The sequence below is a fragment of the Allobosea sp. GW822-FHT03F07 genome (genome assembly GCF_058801345.1).
The window spans coordinates 256997-278422 of sequence record NZ_JBXAND010000005.1 but is presented as its reverse complement, the minus strand read 5'-3'; the positions used below and the strand labels follow the sequence as shown (position 1 = coordinate 278422).

Sequence of the window (21426 nt, the reverse complement as noted above, 5' to 3'; positions counted from 1 at the left end):
GCCCGTCATCGAGTTGCGTTGTTCGCGAGTGCCCCATCCATGCGTAGCCAAGCCGGATCGGTTCAGTTTCGTATCGTCCTCCGTGCGTCGACGGCCTGCCTGCTCGCCCTCGGCGTCAGTGCTTGCTCGTCCGAGACGATGCGGTTCACGGAAACCCCCTTCGCGAATCCCTTCAAGACAGCCCAGGCTCCGGCCCCGGCGCGCGATCCGGCCACCACCGGGTCGATCGGTCGCTCGGCCAACACGCCGGTCTATTCGACGCCGGCGCCGGCCATGGCCACGGTGCGTTCGCAGCCGCTGCCTCCGCCGCAATCTGCCGTCGCGCTCCGCAGCGCCGCGCCGCAGCCCGTTGCCGGCAACGCCACGGGTTGGAGCGCCCAGGGCGGCACTCCGATCGTCGTCGCCCAGGGCGAGACGCTCGACATGATCTCGTCCCGCTACGGGGTGCCGCGCGCGGCGCTGATCTCGGCCAACGGGCTGTCCAGCCCGAATGTCGCGCCGGGCTCGCGCCTTACGATTCCCGTCTACAACGCTTCAGCGGGTGCGGCGCCGGCTCCGCGTCAGCAAATGGCCCAGGCCCAGCCCGAAACACGTTCCGATGCGTCGCGCTTCGTCACCGGTCCAGCGCCGGCAGCTTCGGTCGCGCCGGTTCGTCCGGTCGCTCCGGTTCAGGATGCGCGTGCAAAGGCACAGGCGGACGCTCGCGCCGCCGCTGATGCGAAGGCTGCCGCCGCCCAATCGAAGGCGGCCGCTGCCGCCGAAGCCAAGGCGAAGGCTGAGGCCGATGCGCTGGCGATGCGCGAATCGCGGGCCCGTTTCGCAGCCGAGGCGAAGGCGAAGGCTGCTGCCAAGGCGTCGGCTCCGACGGCGGCTGCTCCCGTCGCCACGAAGCCCGTTGCCGCTGCCAAGCCGGTTGCCGAGAAGCCTGCCGCCCTTGCTGCTGCCAAGCCGGCGCCCGAGAAGGTCAAACCGGTCGTCGTCGCCAGCGCGCCTGCCGTCGAGCCCAAGGCGACTGCGATCCCGAAGGCCGAGCCGGAGCCCGCCACCACCGCGAGCCTGCCGAAGCAGGAAGACGCCGGCGAGAAGGCCGATTTCCGCTGGCCGGCTCGCGGCCGCGTCATTGCCGGCTTCAGCGGCCGGGGCGGCAACGAGGGCATCAACATCGCCGTGCCGGAGGGGACCCCGGTGAAAGCGGCGGAGGGGGGCACCGTGGCCTATGCCGGCAGCGAGCTGAAGGGCTATGGCAACCTCGTCCTGATCCGCCACCCAAACGGCTACGTCTCGGCCTATGCCCATAACGGCGAGCTCAAGGTGAAGCGTGGCGACACGGTGAAGCGCGGCCAGGTCGTCGCCAATTCGGGCCAGACCGGCAACGTCTCCTCGCCGCAACTCCACTTCGAACTGCGCAAGGGCTCCTCGCCCGTCGATCCGACGCCCTATCTGAACAACTGATCCAGACGCTTATTTCGCATCGGCTTTTCCGAAAACCGCGTCCCACTTTTCGGGCCGATGCTCCTGAGTTCACCCTTCGACCGGTCTCCGCGAGACCCCACCGGTCGGAACAAGGCGGGGCGGTCCCAGGAAAGGCCGCCCCGCCATTTTGCTGGCCTGAGCCAGGGCTCACAAGCAATGCTTGTCAGTTTCCTAAATTACATGCATAGGTTGCATGTGTCTTTGGGGGGCTGCATATGCGGGTATTGTTCGGGCTGGCGCTGGCGGCACTTTGTGCCGGTTGCCACCATAGTGATTTCGGCGCCGATCTGAGCTTTTCGCGGAGTGCCGGGCTCGGCTACCGCAATGCCGGGCTGTTCAACCCTGGAACGCTCTATCTCTACGACCAGAACGCGGCGACGCTGACGCGCTTGTCCGACGACATCCAGCTGCAGCGGAACGCTGGTAGCCAAGTGCCGACGACGCTGACGTCGACGCGCATCGACGGCATCGCGCTGACCGGAACCTTCCCGTCCGAGCTGGTGAAGAGCGAAGTCGCTGCCGCAGTCGGCACCAAGGTGAGCTTCGTCGCCGAGAACGCCATCCGCGACGACTACGCCAAGATCTACACCGCGTTGGGCGAAGCCTATACTGCCGGCTCCGCCGCGGGCGAGGACATGCTGGGGCGCTGGTATGTCAGGGAGGTCGCGAGGCAGCGCGGCAAATACTACGTCATTGTCAGAAGCATCGTGCGGGCCGACAGGGCGGCGCTCTCCGTCGGCGGGGTGAAGGACGACAATGTCGCCGACATTTCGGTATCGGTTCCCGGGCTGGCGACGCCCGTCAAGGTGGCCGTAACGCATGGTCGCGCGGTCAACTGCTCCGGCAAGGCGGCGCCCTGCTTTTTCGGCGTCTCGGTGCTCAAGCCCTATTTTGGTCCGGGCGGGCGGCTCAACTTCCGGGACGGGCGAGGCGTGGATCAGAACCGCCTGTCCGAGGCCCTGCGCAAGCTCTGAGCGGCCGCCGCGGAGCTCGGCGTTGCCGGGCTCATGGTGCGAGTCCGGCATGACGACACGTTCCGGTCCTAGCCTTCGAGGCGCGTGCCCAGCCGTCCGGCCAGATCCTGAATGTACTGCCAGGCGGTGCGGCCTGAGCGCGAGCCGCGCGTCGTCGCCCATTCCAGGGCCTCGTGGCGAAGCGCTTCGCTGTCGATCTTCAGCCCGAAATGGCCGACATAGCCGTCGATCATTTCGAGATACTCGTCCTGGCTGCATTTGTGGAAGCCGAGCCAGAGGCCGAAGCGGTCCGACAGCGAGACCTTCTCCTCGATCGCCTCGCCGGGATTGATCGAGGTTGAGCGCTCGTTCTCCATCATATCGCGCGGCAGCAGGTGGCGGCGGTTCGAAGTGGCGTAGAAGACGACATTGTCCGGCCGCCCCTCGACGCCGCCGTCGAGCGCCGCCTTCAGCGACTTGTAGGAGGTGTCGCCGCCGTCGAAGGAGAGGTCGTCGCAGAAGACGATGGCGCGGTGCGCGTCGGGGCGGAGCAGCGCCATCAGGACGGGCAGGCTCTCGATGTCCTCGCGGTGGATCTCGATCAGCTTGAGCGGCAGCGCATCGCCCTTCAGGCGCTGGTTGGTGTCGGCGTGGATGGACTTGACCAGGGAGGACTTGCCCATGCCGCGCGCGCCCCAGAGCAGCACATTGTTGGCCGGCAGGCCGCGCGCGAAGCGCTCGGTGTTCTCGGCCAGCGTGTCGCGGACGCGGTCGACCCCGCGCAGCAGCGAGAGCGCGACGCGGTTGACGCGCGCGACCGGCGCAAGCTCCGAGCCGGCCGGGTGCCAGACGAAGGCGTCGGCGAGCGTCAGGTCGGCGGGCTTGCGGGCGGGCGGTGCAATCCGCTCCAGCGCATCGGCGATGCGCAGCAGCGTGGCGAGCGTCTGGTCGGTGTCGGCTTTGATAGCGGAGGTCATGTCAGGCCTTCGAACGAGTGATCCGCAGCAACCGTAACGGGCGGTACGGCCGATGGAACCTAAACTGCGTGCCGCGGCAAAGCGCAAGGCCATTGCGCGAACAGCGGCAAGCCCATAGGTGAGGGACGCGTCCGCGCGAGCGGGCGCATCCGATTGATTTACCGGCGTCGCTGGCTATAGTCCGCGCGCTTTTTGAGCCTGCGACGAAAATTGCCGCGCCCCGCGGCCGGTGGCGCCCCGCGCCGCCGCGATGAAGGAGCCCTTTCGTGATCACCCCTGCTTTCGCCCAAGCCGCCGGCGCCGGTGGCTCCACCGACATGCTGATGTCGCTGGTGCCCTTCGTGCTGATCTTCGTGATCATGTGGTTCCTGATCATCCGTCCGCAGCAGAAGCGGGTGAAGGCGCATCAGGAGCTGCTCAAGAACGTGCGGCGTGGCGATACCGTGATCACCTCGGGCGGCATCGTCGGCAAGGTCTCCAAGGTAGTGGATGACGCTGAGATCGAGGTCGAGATCGCCGAGGGCGTCCGCGTTCGCCTGATCAAGGGCATGATTACCGACGTCCGGGCCAAGGGCGAGCCGGTCAAGAGCTAAGGACTCGCCGGCCCCGCCAGGGGCCGGCCCGCGACAACAAGGCTGTTCACGCAGATGCTCCGTTTCCAGACCCGCAAGGTCATCGTCGTCCTGCTCGTGCTGCTCTTCGGCTGCGGCTTCGCGCTGCCGAACCTGTTCTCGCCCGAGACGCGCAAGGCGATCGAGCAGGGCGCTCCGTCCTGGATTCCGCGCATCCTGCTGCCCATCCATGCGGTCGTGCTCGGGCTCGACCTGCAGGGTGGCTCGCATGTGCTGCTCGAGATCGACCGCGCCGATCTGGTGCGCAGCCAGGTGACGCAATTGCGCGACGACGTCCGCCGCATCCTGCGTGACGAGCGCATCGGTTTCCAGGGCGGCATCGGCATGACGGCGCGCGGGGTGAGCGTGCGCGTGCCCGAGGCGGCCGATCGCGCGAAGCTCCTGCCGAAGCTGCGCGAACTGGCCCAGCCGGTCGGTACGCTCGGCGCCTTCGGGCCGTCGGGCAACCAGACGATCGACATCGTCGAGCAACCGGACGGGCTGATCCAGCTCTCGGTGACCGAGGCCGGCGCCAATGAGCGCGTGCGCCGCGCCGTCGAGCAGGCGATGGAGGTTCTGCGCCGGCGCGTCGACGCGCTCGGCACGACCGAGCCGAACATCCAGCGCCAGGGCCTCGACCGCATCCTGGTGCAGGTGCCGGGCCTGCAGGACCCGCAGCGCCTGAAGGACATCCTCGGCCAGACCGCGAAGCTCCAGTTCCGCATGGTCGCCGACAGCCAGGCCGGCGATGTCGACATGCTGCCTTCGCAGGACTCCGGCGGCTCGCTGGTGCCGGTTGAGCGGCGCGTCATCGTCGAGGGCGAAGATCTCGTCGATGCGCAGCCTGCCTTCGATTCGCGGACTTCGCAGCCGATCGTGAACTTCCGCTTCAACATCCGCGGCGCCCAGCGCTTCGGCCAGGCGACGACGGAAAATCTCGGCCGGCCGCTCGCCATCGTGCTCGACAACAAGGTGATCTCGTCGCCGGTCATCCAGTCGCCGATCACCGGCGGCTCCGGCCAGATCTCCGGCAATTTCACCGTTGAATCGGTCAACAACCTCGCCATCCTGCTGCGCGCCGGCGCGCTGCCGGCCAAGATGACGATCGTCGAGGAGCGCACCGTCGGCCCCGGCCTCGGCGCCGACTCGATCCACGCCGGCAAGATGGCGACGCTGATCGCGACCATCCTCGTGATCCTCTACATGATCGCGACCTATGGCGTGTTCGGTTTGATCGCCTCGATCGCGCTGCTCGTCCATGTCTGCCTGATCTTCGGGCTGATGTCGGTGCTGGGGGCGACGATGACGCTGCCGGGCATCGCCGGCATCGTGCTGACGATCGGCACGGCGGTGGACTCCAACGTGCTGATCTATGAGCGCATGCGTGAGGAAGCGCATCAGGGCCGAAGCCTCGTCTCGGCGCTGGAGGCGGGCTTCCAGCGCGCCTTCGCCACGATCATCGACTCCAACGTCACCATGCTGATCGCGGCGGTGGCGCTGTTCTCACTCGGCTCCGGCCCGGTGCGGGGCTTCGCCGTCGTCTTCATCCTGGGCATCCTGACCACCGTCATCACGGCGGTCACGCTGACGCGGATGCTGATTGCGCTGTGGTATCGCTGGGCCCGCCCCAAGACCCTTCCGTTCTGACGCAAGCCAACTGCTCAAGGAGATCAGCGCATGCGTCTGGTTCGCATCGTTCCCGACAATACGACGTTCAAGATCGTCCGCTTCCGGCGTTTCAGCTACCCGTTCTCGGCCGCCTATTCGCTGCTGGTGATCGCGCTTTTCCTGACCGTGGGCTTGAATTTCGGCATCGACTTCCGCGGCGGTACGCTGATCGAGATGCAGGCGAAGTCCGGCAAGACCGAGATCGCCCAGATCCGCCAGACCGCGAACGGGCTCGGTTTCGGCGAGGCCGAGGTGCAGGAGTTCGGGCAGGCCGGCGACGTCTCGATGCGCTTCGCCCTGCAGCCCGGCGGCGAGGCCGCCCAGCAGCAGGTCGTGGTCAAGGCGCGCGAGGCATTCTCGCAGACCTTCGATTTCCGCCGGGTCGAGACCGTCGGCCCGCGCGTGTCCGGCGAGCTGGTCCAGGCCGGCACGCTCGGCGTCGTGCTCGCGATCGTCGGCGTGCTGATCTATCTCTGGTTCCGCTTCGAGATGCCGCTCGCCATCGGCGCGATCCTCGGCACGCTGCACGACATCGTGCTGACGATGGGCTTCTTCCTGATCACGCAGCTCGAATTCAACCTGACCTCGATCGCGGCGATCCTGACCATCGTCGGCTATTCGCTGAACGAGACGGTCGTGGTGTTCGACCGCACGCGCGAATTGCTGCGGCGCTACAAGACCATGCCGGTCGCCGACCTGCTCGACCTCTCGGTGAACTCGACCCTGTCGCGTACCGCGATCACCTCGACCACGACCGTGCTCGCGCTCATCGCGCTCGTGCTGTTCGGCGGCTCGGCGATCGAGGGCTTCGCGCTGGTGATGCTGTTCGGCGTCGTGGTCTGCACCTATTCGGCGATGTTCATCTCGACGCCGGTGCTGCTCTATATGGACGTTCGCAGCACCGCCCAGCGCGAAGAGGCGCAGGAGCGGGCAGCTGTCGCCGGCAAGGCCAAGGTCTCCTGATCCGGCGCAACATAAGGGCCGCGGCATGACCCGCTTCGACGGTTTCGTGCCCGGCCGGCACCCGTTCGACGCCTTCGGCGCGGGCGGCTTCCGATTCGCCGGGATGAGCCATCGCGGCTCGCTGCTGGCGACGCCCGCCGGCATCCGAATCTGGCCGGTGACGCGCTTTGCCGAGATCACGCCGGAGGCCTTTCAGCCGGTGCTGGACGAGGCAGAGGGGATCGATTTCCTGCTGATCGGCACCGGCGCCGACATCGCCTTCATCCCGCATGAATGGCGCGAACTGCTCAAGGCGAGCGGCATCACGGTCGAGGGCATGGCGACGGGGGCCGCGGCCCGGACCTACAACGTGCTGGTGGCGGAGGAGCGCCGCGTCGCGGCTGCTCTGATCGCGGTGGATTAGCGTCTGCAGCAACGAAGTCGCTCCCGCCATGTGCGACAGGCGTAGCCATCGGCCGCCGGCTCGTCCTACACTGGGGCGATCGGGGCCGAGCTAAAGGCTCCGGATCGAGGCAGGATGATGCCGCAGGCAACCGACACCGACCGTCGCAGCGAAACCACGCCATCGGCCCTGCCGCAGGCCTACGAGCATTGCGCGACGCTGGTGCGCGAGGTCGACCACGATCGCTACATTGCATGCCTTTACGCGCCTGAATCGCAGCGGCCGGCCCTGTTCGCGCTCTATGCCTTCAGCCATGAGATCGCCCGCGTGCGGGCCCTGGTCAGCGAGCCGCTGCCGGGCGAGGTTCGGCTGCAATGGTGGCGCGACCTGCTCGAAGGCGAGGCGGGCGGCGAGGTGCAGGCGCATCCGGTGGCCGCTGCGTTGCTCGACACGATCGCGCGTTACCGTCTGCCGATCGCGCCGCTGACCGGGCTGATCGAGGCGCGGGTCTTCGATCTCTATGACGATCCGATGCCATCGCTTCGCGACCTTGAAGGCTATGCCGGCGAGACCTCGAGCGCGCTGATCCGGCTGGCTTCGATCATCCTCGCCAATGGCCGCGATCCGGGCGGGGCGGCGGCGGCCGGCTATGCCGGCGTCGCCTATGCGCTGACCGGGTTGATGCGCGCCTTCCCCTGGCATGCGGCCGAGGGGCAGGTCTATCTGCCGGCCGACATCCTCTCGCGCAACGGCGTCACCCGCGACGACATCGTGCGCGGCCGCGGCGGGCCGGGCGTACTCTATTCGCTGAAGGAACTGCGCGAGATCGCGCGTTCGCATCTCAAGAAGCTGCATGACCTGCGCAGCACGATACCGAGTGCGGTCATGCCCGCTTTCCTGCCGGCGGCGCTGGTCGAGCCTTATCTCAAGCGGATGGAACGCGGCGGCTACGATCCCTACCGCACGATCATCACACTGCCGTCCTGGCGGCGGCAATGGGTGATCTGGCGGGCGGCGCGCCGGGCGGGGTGACGGATCCGTCATTCTCGGGCGGAGCGTAGCGCAGACCCGAGAATCCCTTACTGGAGATGCTCGGGTCGAGCCCGAGCATGACGTGGTTCCTATTCGGCGGCTTGCACCTTCGCACCACCGGCCCAAGCCTCCATGTCCGCCTTGGCGCGCGCCGTCAGCGCATGTTTGCGCGCGACGCTCTTGGCCGGGCCCTTCAGCTTCTTGCCGTCGGGACCATGCGTGGCCTGGCCCTCGATATGCGGGAACAGGCCGAAATTGATGTTCATCGGCTGGAAAGATCGCGGCCCCTCGTCGATGGTGACGATGTGGCCGCCGGTGATGTGGTTGACGAGCGCGCCCAGCGCGGTGGTCGCCGGCGGCAGATCGAGTTCGCGGCCGAGGCGCTCTGCGGCGGCCATGCGGCCGGCCAGCAGGCCGGTCGCGGCGCTCTCGACATAGCCCTCGCAGCCGGTGATCTGACCGGCGAAGCGCAGGCGCGGATCGGCTTTGAGCCGCAGGCGCCCGTCGAGCAGCTTCGGCGAGTTGAGATAAGTGTTGCGGTGGATGCCGCCGAGGCGGGCGAATTCGGCATTCTGCAGGCCGGGGATCATCCGGAAGATCGCGGCCTGCTCGCCATATTTCAGCTTGGTCTGGAAGCCCGTCATGTTGAACAGGGTGCCGAGCGCATTATCCTGCCGGAGCTGGACCACGGCATAGGCCTTCACGGTCGGGTTGTGCTTGTTGGTCAGGCCGACCGGCTTCATCGGCCCCCAGCGCAGGGTCTCGCGGCCGCGCTCGGCCATGACCTCGATCGGGAGGCAGCCGTCGAAATAGGGCGTGCCCTCCCATTCCTTGAACTCGGTCTTCTCGGCGGCGAGCAGCGCGTCGATGAAGGCCTCGTACTGGTCGCGGTCGAGCGGACAGTTGATGTAGTCGGCGCCGGTGCCGCCCGGGCCTGCCTTGTCGTAGCGCGACTGGAACCAGGCCACTCCCAAGTCGATCGAGTCGAAATGCACGATTGGGGCGATGGCGTCGAAGAAGGCGAGCGAATCCTCTGATGTCAGCGACTGGATGCCCTGCGCCAGCGCTGGTGAGGTGAGAGGGCCGGTCGCGATGATGACGTTGGTCCAGTCCGCCGGCGGCAGGCCCGCGATCTCGGCGCGGTCGATCGTGACCAGGGGATGGGCTTCGAGCGCGGTGGTGACGGCCTGCGAGAAGCCGTCACGGTCGACCGCCAGCGCGCCGCCGGCCGGGACCTGATGCGCGTCGCCCTTGGCCATGATCAGCGAATCGAGCCGGCGCATCTCCCAATGGAGCTGGCCGACGGCGTTGCCGAGCGAATCGTCCGAGCGGAAGGAGTTCGAGCAGACGAGTTCGGCGAGGTCCTCGGTCCTGTGCGCGTCGGTGCCACGCACGGGGCGCATCTCGTGAAGCACGACGGGGACGCCGGCCCGGGCGATCTGCCAGGCGGCTTCGGAGCCGGCGAGCCCGCCGCCGATGATGTGAATGGGTTCCATGCCCGGCATGTGTCCGCAGCGGCCGGGCACGTCAAGGGAAAGCGGGGCCTGAAACGCAAAATGCCCGCCGGGGGGCGGGCATTCGCTCTACAACCGGTCTTCGCGAGGGAGGGGATCGCGAGTCCAGGAGATACTACTTGTGGCCGGGCCCCGCCTGCGGGGCCGCGACGCCTTCAGACGGCGGCGTGGGTGCGCGCGACGAAGGCGATCTCCGAGCGCGACAGGCCGAGATCGTCGAGCTCGCGGTCGGTCAGGCGGGAGAGCTCGCGAACGGTCTCGCGATAGCGCAGGTAAGAGCGGATCTTGGCGGCGATCATGGTGACGAACATGGTAGTGGTCCTATTAGGTTTCCGGAGCGGGTCGGTGCCCACAGCGATGAATTCGTTGTGCGCTGCATATAAGTGAGCCAGCCTTGCCCAAACAGAGGCCATTTGTCAGTTCCGTTATGCGATTGACGCATGAACAATTCTCAAATCCTTCATTTTCGCCCGATCACCCGCGCTGAGCGGTTAACGGATCGGTAAGATTCGCCTGAAATCTGCCTTGTGATTGGGCAAATCATCTCGCAGCTGCGAGAAGCGAAGCTGGGTTGCCCTTCTGTTGGGCTTTTTGGCGTGCCCAGGCGGCCATCGGCGCCGCCAAGGCCTGGAATGGTGTCGAAACGGTGCGCAACCCGGCGCAGCGGGAGACATCCGAATGGCGTTAACGTAAGGTTATGCGTCGCGGGCGCTTGGCGTCGGGAGCGTCCCGGCACGGCGCCCCAGGGGGGATGCCAATCATGAAGACGATCCTTGTCGCCGCCATGCTGCTTGCCGGCGCCGCCTTTGCCGCGCCGGCCTCTGCCATGCCGCTCATGCCGGCCGGCACCGTGCCGGACCTCGTCGAACAGGCCGCCGGCGGCTGCGGGCGCGGCTTTCATCGCGGGCCCAATGGCGGCTGCCTGCGCAACTGGGCGAATCCGTCCGCCCATGCCTGCCCGCGCGGCTACCATGTCGGCCCCGGCGGCCGCTGCCGCGGCAACGGCCGCTGAGGCTGGCGCGCTTTGGTCTGGCATCGGCTCTTTCCAAAAACCGGATGCCACTTTTTGGGCCGATGCCTCAGTCGCAGCTTGCGAGCAGCTTCGAGGCGGCGGTGACGCCGTCGAGCGAGAAGGTGTAGCTGGTCTGGTTGCCGCGGGCCGAGCGCGCCTCCAGCTCCATCTCGCGCCCGGCGCGCATCGCCGCGAGCAGCTCCGGCTCGCGCTCGATCCGGCGCAGCCAGGCATTGCTGCCCTGCTTCACCATGCGAAAGCTCTCATCGCCGATCGTCAGCGTGATCTCCGAGCCGCTGGCGAAGTCGTAGCCGGCCTGCAGGCTCGATTCCGTGCCGGGCTTGCCGGCGCTCGACTGCACGAAGAAATGCACGTCGCCATGGCGCAGCGTCGAAGGTTCGGCGGTGGCGGGCGTCGCCAGAATGTAGCAGCGGCGGTCCGCGCCGGCGCCATAGGCGGCCGCGTTCCAGCTGCCGAAACTGCCGAGCGGCGTCGCCGGTGCCGCGAGCGCGGGCGTCGTGGCCAGCAAAGCGAGCAGGGCGCAGGCGGCGCGGGGCGCGAGATGGATCATGTCGTCTCCTTTCGTCCGAAGCGGGCAGGGTGGAAAGAAAGGGTTAACGCGGCGTGACCATGACGCGCCTCTGCGACGCCGGGGCGCAGCCGGCCCGCGGCTCATTCCCCGAAGCGCAGGATCTCGTCTTCAATGCGCGCCTGCGCCCGTTCGATCGCGGCGTCGGGGTCGAGCCCGTCGCGGCGGTTCTCCAGCGCATAGCGGAACAGCCGACGCTCCTGGTCCGGCATGGCCTGCATGAAGGCGGCGAGGCAGGTGCCGTCGCTGCGCCGGCAGCTCCGCGCCCGGACGCAAGCCGCGTTCTCGCAGCCGCGCCAGACCTCTAGCAGATCGCCGACGCGGTGCAGGATGACGGGCCGCAGCGCCTGGATGCGATGGAACTCGGCCATGTGTTCGGCTGGGAAGGGCGATTTGTCAGGCTTGGCCATGGCGGTTCCTCTGCGCGTAGGGATATCCGCCCACGCTGGCGCGCGGCGGGGATGGGTAGGGGCTGGCGGAGCGCCGCGAGGCGCGAGAGAGATCCGCATCCGTTGAGCCAGGACGCGGCGCGGCGGGATTGAGCCACCCGTCGCACGCCCCGTGGCGCTCCGCCTTCGGCGATTTCGGACTCCGGGCCGCGCTTATCGGGTCGTTGGCCGACGGCACCCTTGGGCTCATGTGACGCCAGTTCGGCTCATCGCCTTGTCGCGTCGAACCCGGCACCGGCGTTGTCGCCGCCGACCGTTCCAGCGAGCTCCTCGCACAGGGGCCGTAGTACCCCCAGGGCGGTGCCCCGAAGCCTCCCGAGTCTGGCGAGCAAGGCCAGCCGCAGGCGCCGACCCTTCACCCAGCTTCCAGCTTGCCTCCGGATGGCCGCCCCGTTCGGGTGATGGGCGAGGGCAGGATAGGGGAGGCGCGAGGGGCGGGGATAAGTATTCACAAGGGCGCGGGGAACCCCTCTCCCGGATGGGAGAGGGGCAGGGGTGAGGGCCCGCCATTGCACGGTGACGCAAAGTCGTTGCAGCATCCTCACCCATGACCACCGAGCAGCGCAGCTTCGCCCGACGCCTTCGCCGACAGGCCACCGCGCCCGAGGACATTGTCTGGGAACTGCTGCGCAATCGACGTCTCGATGGCCTCAGGTTCCGCAGGCAGGTGCCGCTGCTGGCCTATACGGTCGACTTTCTCTGCGTCGATCGCAGGCTGATCGTCGAGATCGATGGCCGGCAGCATGCTCACGAGCGGGAATACGACGCCGTGCGGACAGAGGAGATCGAGCGGTTCGGTTTCACGGTGCTGCGCTTCAGCAATGCGCAGGTGCTGGATGACCGCGATGCGGTCGTGGCAGCGATCCGTCAAGCTTTGGCATAGAGCGCGACGCCTCTTCCCTTCTCCCGGATGGGAGAAGGTGGCGCGGAGCGCCGGATGAGGGCCTGCCGTTGCAATAGAGGGCTCAAGCGGCGCCGTTTCGCCTCAGTAATCAGCGGCGGTCCCTCACCCCTGCCCCTCTCCCATCCGGGAGAGGGGTTCCCCGCGCTTGATCCTGCGAGGGCGGTGTCCCGAAATCTCGCGGGAGGCGAGGGAACCGCGACGCCTCTTTCCTTCTCCCGGATGGGAGAAGGTGGCGCGGAGCGCCGGATGAGGGCCCGCCGAGTGGCGGCGTTGCGCTCAGAGTATACGAGCATCAATCCGCGCCGCCTCCATTTCGCTCCCTCGCATAATTTGATAGATATACTTTGGCTATATCGACCGCGTTGGCCGATAGTGTCTTCAAAAACTCTGCGAACTTCAGAACTTGATCGGCGTCCGGGAACGTTGTTGTGGAGGTCGGATGAGCAATCTGATTCCTTTCTTCCATGATATTATTCAAAATAGCTTGCGCTTCCGCCGATGTTTCTTGATCGCTTCCCTTGTCTAGTGCAAATTTAACATTAGCTTGCTTGCCAATTTCTTTCCAGAAATCAGACAACCCGACTGTTTTGAGCAGATCTGCTAGAACGGATGGCCGCATATTCGATTCAGTGATCGATAAAACGGTCGAATTTATCGTTACAGATTGGCTATTGTTTTTAATATTTATTACAAGTTGATCTAATAATGCCTCAGAAGTTATTTCATCATGGCCATACTTCTTAGGATTCTGCGCAATTTCCAAAGTTTTTTGTTTCAAAGATCTTTGGATTTGGGTTGGCAAATTTTGATATTTATCTGTCTTGCTGGCAATGTCGTCGGCTACTGCTTGAACAATTTGTCTGACACAAAACTCAAATCGTCCAGCGAGGTATAGTAAGAGAGAGCCGGACAGGATTGGCAAATCAGTTCGGCGAGCTTTCGATTCAACGTGAAGGCTCTGAGCTTCTCTCCACGCCGTTTCACTACCTTCCGTTATGGGCGCAGAGCTAGCGCCAAAATCACGGAAAGTTTTAGTGAGCGTAAGGAGGTTTTCTACTCTTTCTACGTCACTTCTGAAGTCACCTAAAACGGTATCCAAGGCGTGCGGCATCGCAATTATACCGTCAGAATATCTGTTGCAGCTCGCACGCGATCACGAACGGATTCCATCGTGTTCCCGCGGCCAATAAGGATTTCATAAGTATCTCGATTCAGAAGGTAACCTTCCAGCTTGGACTTTATGCTTTCTCGGTCACCCTCAATATCTAAATCTGGATTCAGGCTGAGCGCGATCATCATTGCGTCGTACAGCGGCCTACTGGCGCGTTTCGTTTTTGGGAGCCTGAACGGCTGGCCATCAAACACATCAGAGAGGCGTGTCAGCAAGGAAACAAATTCGAATTCCATCTCTTGAAGAGTAGAATTGTCTAGCTGGCTGTATGTTCGCATGAACCGATCTAGGATACGACGTAGAGATCCTGTTCTATGATTTTGAACTGCGTCTCTCAGTGCGAAGAAGCGAAGCACCAATTCGGCATCTGCTAGAGACGCGTAAAGGGGATTCTTCAAAAGGGCTTCGGACGGCTCCGCGTCTTCATTTGGTTTGAAGGCGGGAATATCCCAAACCTTCGTAAATGCATCGGTTCTGGCAAGCCTGATAAGGAGTGCGTTCAATGGGCCAGGGTACAGCGCATTCCGCAATTCCTGCGGATTTAGCCGTATACCGCCGGTGTTTAGGCGATCGAAAAGAGCTCGACGAACATCAAGTCCATCGTCGTCAATGGCCTTTGTTTCAGCTAGCAGGACCACAGCTGAAATGCTGCGCCGCAGTAGTCCTCGTTGCAGGACCATAGGTAAGTCATTGAATCTCTTCCTATTTAATTCTGGCCAATATTCAAGTCCGACAAGCGAAAAATTATTTGACAAAAATGCATTAATTGTTTCGAGTCTTTGACGGCCATCTATTACCTCATAGCGATTGTAGTCTGTCTCAAAAAGAAAAACAGACGGAATCGGTATATTGAGAAGAAGGGACTCAATTAGTAGGGATCTCTTTTTTGTGCTCCAGCGAAGACGCCTTTGGTAGCCGGGATCCGTATCAATAAGTTCTTTGTCAGGTCTGAGAGCGTGCTGAAGATAATCAAGTTGATAATCCTTGGTTTCTCTAACGACTCTCAGTTGGCTTTTTGCATATTTTTCAGCCGGATCGATAATGTTTTGAAGAGCGTCCCCGGGGTCGCTATTTTCTTCTTCCGCAAACCAAGATTCTACATCGTCAGTAGTGAAATTTTTTCGACTATTCATTTTCTGCCCGCTAGACGATTTTAATCTTCGATTGGCGCGATTGTGCTCAGCTTCCTTTATGAATCAAGGTGTGCATTATGTCGAGGCACTAGCGGAAAGTCGCGGAGATTATCTCTGGCCGCTTCTCCGCATTCGAAATCGCGCCTATGCGCTACTCCGCCGCCTGCTGCACCTTCCCCTTCTTGATCGGCCGCCGCTCCAGCACCTCCTTGAGGAACCGTGCGGTATGCCCCTTGCCGATGCGCACGATGTCCTCCGGCGTGCCCTGCGCCACCACCTCGCCGCCGCCGTCGCCGCCTTCGGGGCCCATGTCGATCACCCAGTCGGCGGTCTTCACCACCTCGAGATTGTGCTCGATCACCACCACCGAATTGCCCTGGTCGACCAGCTCGTGCAGCACCTCCATCAGCTTGGCGACGTCGTGGAAATGCAGGCCGGTGGTCGGCTCGTCGAGGATGTAGAGGGTGCGGCCGGTGGCGCGCTTGGAGAGCTCCTTGGAGAGCTTGACGCGCTGGGCCTCGCCGCCCGACAGCGTCGTCGCCTGCTGGCCGACCTTGACGTAGTCGAGCCCGACGCGATGCAGCGTCTCCATCTTGTCGCGGATCGAGGGCACGGCCTTGAACAGGATCTTGGCCTCCTCGACGGACATGTCGAGCACGTCGGCGATCGACTTGTCGCGGTATTTCACTTCAAGAGTCTCGCGGTCGTAGCGCTTGCCCTTGCAGACGTCGCAGGTGACGTAGACATCCGGCAGGAAGTGCATCTCGATCTTGAGCAAACCGTCGCCCTGGCAGGCCTCGCAGCGGCCGCCCTTGACGTTGAAGCTGAAGCGGCCCGGGCCATAGCCGCGCGCCTTGGCCTCGGGCAGGCCGGCGAACCATTCGCGGATCGGCGTGAAGGCGCCGGTATAGGTCGCCGGGTTCGAGCGCGGCGTGCGGCCGATCGGCGACTGGTCGATGTCGATGACCTTGTCGAGCAGCTCCATGCCCTCGACACGGTCATGCGGGGCAGGGTGCTCGATCGAGCCGTTGAGCTTGCGGGCGACGGCCTTGTAGAGCGTGTCGATGACGAGGGTCGACTTGCCGCCGCCGGAGACGCCGGTGATGCAGGTGAACATCCCCAAGGGGATCTCGACATCGACGGATTTGAGGTTGTTGCCGCGTGCGCCGACGATCTTGAGCGAGCGGCCCTTCTGCGCCTTGCGGCGCTTCGAGGGCACCGCGACCGACAGCTCGCCGGTGAGGTATTTGCCGGTCAGCGAAGCCGGGTTGTCGAGGATCTGCTGCGGCGTGCCCTGGGCGACGATCTCGCCGCCATGGATGCCGGCGCCGGGGCCGACATCGACGACATAGTCGGCGGTGAGGATCGCGTCCTCGTCATGCTCGACGACGATGACGGTGTTGCCGAGGTCGCGCAGGCGTCGAAGCGTGCCGAGCAGGCGCTCATTGTCGCGCTGGTGCAGGCCGATCGAGGGCTCGTCCAGCACATAGAGCACGCCGGTGAGGCCGGAGCCGATCTGGCTGGCTAGCCGGATGCGCTGGCTCTCGCCGCCGGACAAAGTGCCGGAGGCGCGGGCCAGCGTCAGGTATTCGAGGCCGACATCGAGCAGGAAGGTCAGCCGGTCGCGGATCTCCTTGAGGATGCGCGGGGCGATCTCGTTCTGCTTCTTCGACAGGCGGGCGGGCAGGGCGGAGACCCATTCCAGCGCGTCCTTGACCGAGAGCCGGGAGATCTCGCCGATATGGCGGCCGTCGATCTTCACCGCCAGCGCCTCGGGCTTGAGGCGATAGCCCGAGCAGGCGGCGCAGGGCGTCTCGGACATGAAGCGGCCGATCTCCTCGCGGGCCCAGTCCGACTCCGTCTCCTTCCAGCGCCGCTCCATATTGGTGATGACGCCCTCGAAGGGCTTCCGCACCTCATAGGCGCGCAGGCCGTCATTGTAGGCCATGCGGACAGCTTCCGTGCCCGTACCGAACAGGATCGCCTTGCGCGCCGTCTCGGGCAGTTCGGACCAGGGCTTGGTCATCGAGAAGCCGAAATGCTTCGCCAGCGATTCCAGCGTCTGGCCGTAATAGGGCGAGGTCGACTTGGCCCAGGGGGCGATCGCGCCCTTCTTCAGCGTCAGCGAGCCGTCCGGCACGATCATGTCCGGGTCGATCCGCATCTCGTGGCCGAGGCCGTCGCAGGCCGGGCAGGCGCCGAAGGGGTTGTTGAACGAGAACAGCCGGGGCTCGATCTCGGGGATGGTGAAGCCTGAGACCGGGCAGGCGAATTTCGAGGAGAAGGTGATGCGCCTGGCCTCGCCGTTCTCCTGCTTCTCGTCGGCATATTCGAAGACGGCGATGCCGTCGGTCAGCTCCAGCGCCTGCTCCAGCGAGTCCGACAGGCGGGCGCCGAGATCGGGCCTGATCACAATGCGATCGACGACGACGTCGATGTCATGCTTGAACTTCTTGTCGAGCGTCGGGGCGTCCGGAATCTCGACGAACTCGCCATTGACCTTGACGCGCTGGAAGCCGCGCTTGAGCCAGTCGGCCATCTCCTTGCGGAACTCGCCCTTGCGGCCGCGCACGACCGGCGCGAGCAAATAGCCGCGTGTCTTCTCGGGCAACTCGGTGAGCCGGTCGACCATCTGCTGCACGGTCTGGCTCTCGATCGGCAAGCCGGTCGCGGGCGAATAGGGGATGCCGGCGCGCGCCCAGAGCAGGCGCATATAGTCGTGGATCTCGGTGACGGTGCCGACGGTCGAGCGCGGGTTCTTCGAGGTCGTCTTCTGCTCGATCGAGATCGCCGGCGAGAGCCCGTCGATCTGGTCGACATCGGGCTTCTGCATCATCTCGAGGAACTGGCGGGCATAGGCCGAGAGGCTCTCGACATAGCGGCGCTGGCCCTCGGCATAGATCGTGTCGAAGGCCAGCGAGGACTTGCCCGAGCCCGAAAGGCCCGTGAACACCACCAGCTTGTCGCGCGGGATGGCGAGATCGACGTTCTTGAGATTGTGCTCGCGCGCGCCGCGCACGGAAATGACGCGCGAATCCGTCTTGCGGGCCTCGTCGAACATCGCCTCCAGCGAGGCGGCCTGATCGGCGAGCGAGGTCTTAGCGACGCTTGAGGGCTTGCGAGCCATGGGGCGGTCCGGTTGTGGTGAAGCGGTACAGATAGGGCAAAAGCCGGACCATACCAGCCCAGAGCCTTCGCGGCAGCCATGACTACCACGCAGCGTCGCGATCATGAGGCCTTCGTGCCGCGCGTGCTGACAGGGGATGGCAGGAGCGGCGAGGGCGCCGACGGGGCCGGAGTGCGAACGAGGCGGGCATGCTGGCGCTCGGTCTCGGCTTGTGTGCGCCGGCCATGGTCTGCGAGCTGCTGGCGGGCGTCAGCTGCGCCGCTCTCGCCATGGCAAGCTGCGACTGTCACAAGACTGTAATATATCATTCCGCAACGTTACATCCTTCCGTAACGTTTCGTTGGCTCTACTGCGAATCGGCCCTTGAGACGGCCAGGCGAATCCCGCACAATCAACCACTCAGACTGGCCTGCTTCTCCGAGGAGAAACCCCGATGACAGCACACGCAGGTTGGGGCATTGAGGCCATAAGATATACCAGAAAAGCGAGGCTTCTTGCAGGCTCATCCTGCGCTGCGCTCGCCATGGTCAGCGTGTTGTCGGCGCCGGCGATAGCCGCAACCTACTATGTCAGCAGCGCGGCGGAGCTGGTCAACGCCGTCAACGCCGCGAATGCGGGCGCGGATGCGAGCGCGACGATCATCGTGACCCAGAGCTTCGCGATCTCCGGCCAGTTGCCGACCCCCACCAAGCCGATCACGCTCGATACGCAGGGCTTCACCATCACCGGCGGCTTGGTCAGCTTCGGCGTCCTGCACACCAACGGCAACCTGCTGACCCTTTCAGGCGATTTCCGCGGCGCCGATAATGCGGGCGTCGGCGGCACGGGGTTCAACCAGACCAGCGCGGTGACCGCGAGCACGATCACCAATAACGGCACGATCACGGGCGGGACCAGCACGGGAAATAGCGGCGGTACTGGCCTCAGCCTGGCGGGGCTGACCACCTTCACCAATTACGGGACGATTGCGGGCGGAACGAGCAGCGCCGCGGGCTCCGGCGGCGGCACGGGCGCCCAGGTCAGGCGCGGTTCGTCATTGACCAATTACGGCACCATCCAGGGCGGCGACAACACCGGCGGCTTCGGCGGCGGCGTCGGCATCGACCTCGGGGGGCCCGGCACTCTCGCCACCTTGACCAATCACGGGACGATCCGTGGCGGCTCCGGCGCGGGCAATGGCAGTGGCGCCCTGAGCTCGGGCGCGGGCGTGTTCCTGCGCAATGGCGCCGGGCAGATCGTCAATACCGGCACGATCGAAGGCGCCAGCGGAGCGGCCGCGATCATGAGCAATTCCGCGACGCTCGCGATCGAGATCGTCAATAGCGGCACGATCCGCGCCGGCGCGGGGGCGACCGAAGCGATCGGCTGGACATCCGGCATCACGCCGACGACCGCTTCGCTCACCTTGGAGCTGCAGGCCGGCTCGGTGATCGGAGGCAATGTCATCGCCAACCAGGCCGGCAGCGACGACACGCTGCGCCTCGGCGGCAGCGACAACTGGTCGCTCGACGGCGGCATCGGCAGCAGCTCGCAATACCGCGATTTCGACAAGCTCGAGAAGACGGGCTCGAGCACCTGGACGATCACCGGCAGCGGCGATTTCTCCGGCTCGACCACCGTCGCGCAGGGCACGCTGGTGGTGAACGGCTCGCTGTCGGGCTCGGCAGTGACGGTCCAGTCCGGTGCGACGCTCGGCGGCAGCGGCACGGTGGGGGCGACCACGCTCCTGACCGGAAGCCGGATCGCGCCCGGCAACTCGATCGGCACGCTCACCATCAACGGCGCCTATGTGCAGGCGGCGGGAACCATCTATCAGGTCGAGCTGGACCCCGCGACGACGACCTCCGACCTCATCCGGGTGAACGGCACGGCCACGCTGGCGAGCGGCGCCGGGCTTTCCGTGATCAACTACACGGGCGCGCCCTACGTCGCCGGCCAGCGCTTCACCATCCTGACCTCGACCGGGCTGACCGGGAGCTATGGCCTCGGCGACCAGGTCCTGACGCCATTCCTCAATCTGCGCGACGCCTATGACGCGACCAATGCCTATCTGACGGTGATCCAGACCAGGACCGCGGGCAGCATCGGCACCACGCCGAACGAGACGGAAACCGGCAAGGGCGTGGACAGCCTGCCCACCAGCAATCCGGTTCAGAGCGGCGTGCTCAATCAGGCGAGCATCGATGCGGCCCGGGGGGCGCTGAATCAGCTTTCGGGTGAATTCCACGCCTCGGCCAGGACGGCGCTGATCGACGAGAGCTGGCTCTTACGCGCCGCCGTCAATGACCGGCTGCGCTCCGCCTTCGGCAGTGTCGGTGCCGCGCCGATGGCGACCCTGAACTATGGCTTCACGGCCGACCTTGCCCCGAGCGTGAAGGGGCCAATGCCAACGCCGCGAACCGACCGCTTCGCGGTCTGGGGCCAGGGCTATGGCTCATGGGGCAGGACGGGCAGCGACGGCAACGCCAGCAAGCTGACGCGCTCCACCGGCGGCCTTCTGCTCGGCGCCGATGCGGCCGTCTTCGATAACCTGCGCTTCGGCATCATCACCGGCTACAGCCGCAGCGAGTTCGACGTGAACAGCCGGAGCTCCTCGGGCGAGAGTGACAATTATCATCTCGGCCTCTATGGCGGCGGCCAGTGGGGTGCGCTGAGCCTGCGCACCGGCGCGAGCTATACCTGGCACGACCTTGAGACCCGCCGCGCCGTGACCTCTGCTTTCCTCGGCAGCAACCCGCGCGCCGACTACGACGCCGGCACGGCCCAGATCTTCGGCGAACTCGGCTACCGGATCGACCTCGGCCGCGTCGCGCTCGAACCCTTCGCCGGCTTGGCCTACGTCAATCTTCACACTGACGGCTTCACCGAGACTGGCAGCGCGACGGCATTGACCGGCCGCGGTGACGATACCGGCATCGGCTATTCGACGCTGGGCCTGCGCGCCTCGACCAGCCTGGCGTGGCAGGGCATGGATCTGACGCTGCGCGGCGGGCTGGCCTGGCGCCATGCCTTCGGCGATGTCGATCCGAAGGCGACGCTCGCCTTCGCCGGCTCCAGCGCCTTCACGGTCGCGGGCCTGCCGATCGCCGGCGATGCGGCGCTCGTCGAGGCCGGGCTCGATGTCGCCATCAGCCAAACCGCCTCACTCGGCCTGTCCTATACCGGCCAGCTCGCCCAAGACGCGCAGGACCACGCCTTCAAGGGCGTGCTGGCGGTCAGGTTCTGAACCGCAAAGCGGTCGGTCCGGTCGTCCGCTAAAGGGGCGGAAGCGGACGCTCAAGGCGCTTCAGGCACAGCGCCAGGGTGCCGGCGCCGTTTCGTTGGTGGGTTGACGATCGTGCTGCTTGCGATCCTGCTCGACCGGATGGCGAGGAGCGTGCTGACGAGGCATTGAGGTTTGAGGCGATCGAAGCAACCGCCCTGTCATTCCGGGCCCTTCACTGCCGAAGTCCCGGATCGAGGCCGTAT

Annotated in this window: 18 protein-coding genes; 10 read left to right on the top strand and 8 right to left on the bottom strand. The window is 65.2% G+C overall.

The window, feature by feature from the left end; translation table 11 throughout:
• Positions 1-138 precede the first annotated feature (138 nt).
• Positions 139-1452, top strand: coding sequence for a peptidoglycan DD-metalloendopeptidase family protein (locus AC1RMY_RS16900; protein ID WP_492866429.1), 1314 nt, complete (start codon positions 139-141; stop codon positions 1450-1452).
• Positions 1453-1688: 236 nt separating this feature from the next.
• Entirely contained in the window at positions 1689-2447 is a 759-nt protein-coding gene (locus AC1RMY_RS16895) for a hypothetical protein (RefSeq protein ID WP_492866427.1), read from the top strand.
• A 68-nt stretch (positions 2448-2515) separates the two neighbouring features.
• Here AC1RMY_RS16895 and AC1RMY_RS16890 read toward each other — a convergent pair whose 3' ends face one another.
• Positions 2516-3403: an ATP-binding protein gene (locus AC1RMY_RS16890; RefSeq protein ID WP_492866425.1), complete on the bottom strand. Its 888-nt coding sequence runs from the start codon at positions 3401-3403 to the stop codon at positions 2516-2518.
• Positions 3404-3720: 317 nt separating this feature from the next.
• Between AC1RMY_RS16890 and yajC the strand changes: the two genes are divergently transcribed.
• The 5 genes from yajC (at position 3721) to AC1RMY_RS16865 (ending at position 8059) form a co-directional block, all read left to right on the top strand.
• Positions 3721-3996: a preprotein translocase subunit YajC gene (gene yajC / locus AC1RMY_RS16885; RefSeq protein ID WP_492866634.1), complete on the top strand. Its 276-nt coding sequence runs from the start codon at positions 3721-3723 to the stop codon at positions 3994-3996.
• A gap of 54 nt (positions 3997-4050) precedes the next feature.
• Positions 4051-5661, top strand: coding sequence for a protein translocase subunit SecD (gene secD / locus AC1RMY_RS16880; protein ID WP_492866423.1), 1611 nt, complete (start codon positions 4051-4053; stop codon positions 5659-5661).
• A gap of 30 nt (positions 5662-5691) precedes the next feature.
• Complete coding sequence (gene secF, locus AC1RMY_RS16875) at positions 5692-6645, top strand: protein translocase subunit SecF (protein WP_492866421.1); 954 nt, start codon at positions 5692-5694, stop codon at positions 6643-6645.
• Between the two features lie 25 nt (positions 6646-6670).
• Positions 6671-7048 carry an Mth938-like domain-containing protein gene (locus AC1RMY_RS16870; RefSeq protein ID WP_492866419.1) on the top strand — a complete coding sequence of 126 codons (378 nt, stop codon included), beginning with the start codon at positions 6671-6673 and terminating at the stop codon, positions 7046-7048.
• 114 nt (positions 7049-7162) lie between these two features.
• Entirely contained in the window at positions 7163-8059 is an 897-nt protein-coding gene (locus AC1RMY_RS16865; RefSeq protein ID WP_492866417.1) for a phytoene/squalene synthase family protein, read from the top strand.
• 89 nt (positions 8060-8148) lie between these two features.
• On the opposite strand, the gene trmFO is transcribed toward AC1RMY_RS16865, so the two are convergent.
• Complete coding sequence (gene trmFO / locus AC1RMY_RS16860) at positions 8149-9564, bottom strand: methylenetetrahydrofolate--tRNA-(uracil(54)-C(5))-methyltransferase (FADH(2)-oxidizing) TrmFO (RefSeq protein WP_492866415.1); 1416 nt, start codon at positions 9562-9564, stop codon at positions 8149-8151.
• A 164-nt stretch (positions 9565-9728) separates the two neighbouring features.
• The gene (locus tag AC1RMY_RS16855) at positions 9729-9884 is read right to left on the bottom strand and encodes a DUF1127 domain-containing protein (protein ID WP_082358930.1); all 156 of its coding nucleotides are present in this window, start codon (positions 9882-9884) and stop codon (positions 9729-9731) included.
• Between the two features lie 449 nt (positions 9885-10333).
• Between AC1RMY_RS16855 and AC1RMY_RS16850 the strand changes: the two genes are divergently transcribed.
• Positions 10334-10585, top strand: coding sequence for a GCG_CRPN prefix-to-repeats domain-containing protein (locus AC1RMY_RS16850; RefSeq protein WP_492866413.1), 252 nt, complete (start codon positions 10334-10336; stop codon positions 10583-10585).
• 67 nt (positions 10586-10652) lie between these two features.
• Here the strand turns inward: AC1RMY_RS16850 and AC1RMY_RS16845 are convergent, their stop codons facing one another.
• Both AC1RMY_RS16845 and AC1RMY_RS16840 read right to left on the bottom strand, forming a co-directional pair.
• Positions 10653-11156, bottom strand: a complete 504-nt coding sequence (locus tag AC1RMY_RS16845) for an invasion associated locus B family protein (protein ID WP_492866411.1) — start codon at positions 11154-11156, stop codon at positions 10653-10655.
• Between the two features lie 101 nt (positions 11157-11257).
• Positions 11258-11584, bottom strand: a complete 327-nt coding sequence (locus AC1RMY_RS16840; RefSeq protein WP_492866409.1) for a hypothetical protein — start codon at positions 11582-11584, stop codon at positions 11258-11260.
• Between the two features lie 586 nt (positions 11585-12170).
• Between AC1RMY_RS16840 and AC1RMY_RS16835 the strand changes: the two genes are divergently transcribed.
• Positions 12171-12506 (top strand): endonuclease domain-containing protein, encoded by a 336-nt coding sequence (locus tag AC1RMY_RS16835; protein WP_492866407.1) that lies wholly within the window; start codon positions 12171-12173, stop codon positions 12504-12506.
• 313 nt (positions 12507-12819) lie between these two features.
• On the opposite strand, the gene AC1RMY_RS16830 is transcribed toward AC1RMY_RS16835, so the two are convergent.
• The 3 genes from AC1RMY_RS16830 to uvrA form a co-directional block, all read right to left on the bottom strand.
• The gene (locus tag AC1RMY_RS16830; protein WP_492866405.1) at positions 12820-13638 is read right to left on the bottom strand and encodes an MAE_28990/MAE_18760 family HEPN-like nuclease; all 819 of its coding nucleotides are present in this window, start codon (positions 13636-13638) and stop codon (positions 12820-12822) included.
• 5 nt (positions 13639-13643) lie between these two features.
• Complete coding sequence (locus AC1RMY_RS16825; protein ID WP_492866403.1) at positions 13644-14831, bottom strand: DUF262 domain-containing protein; 1188 nt, start codon at positions 14829-14831, stop codon at positions 13644-13646.
• Positions 14832-14982: 151 nt separating this feature from the next.
• Entirely contained in the window at positions 14983-17958 is a 2976-nt protein-coding gene (gene uvrA / locus AC1RMY_RS16820; RefSeq protein ID WP_492866401.1) for an excinuclease ABC subunit UvrA, read from the bottom strand.
• Between the two features lie 523 nt (positions 17959-18481).
• On the opposite strand from uvrA, the gene AC1RMY_RS16815 reads away from it, so the two are divergent.
• On the top strand, positions 18482-21184 hold the full coding sequence (locus tag AC1RMY_RS16815) for an autotransporter outer membrane beta-barrel domain-containing protein (protein WP_492866399.1): 2703 nt from the start codon (positions 18482-18484) through the stop codon (positions 21182-21184).
• The last annotated feature ends 242 nt before the right edge of the window (positions 21185-21426 follow it).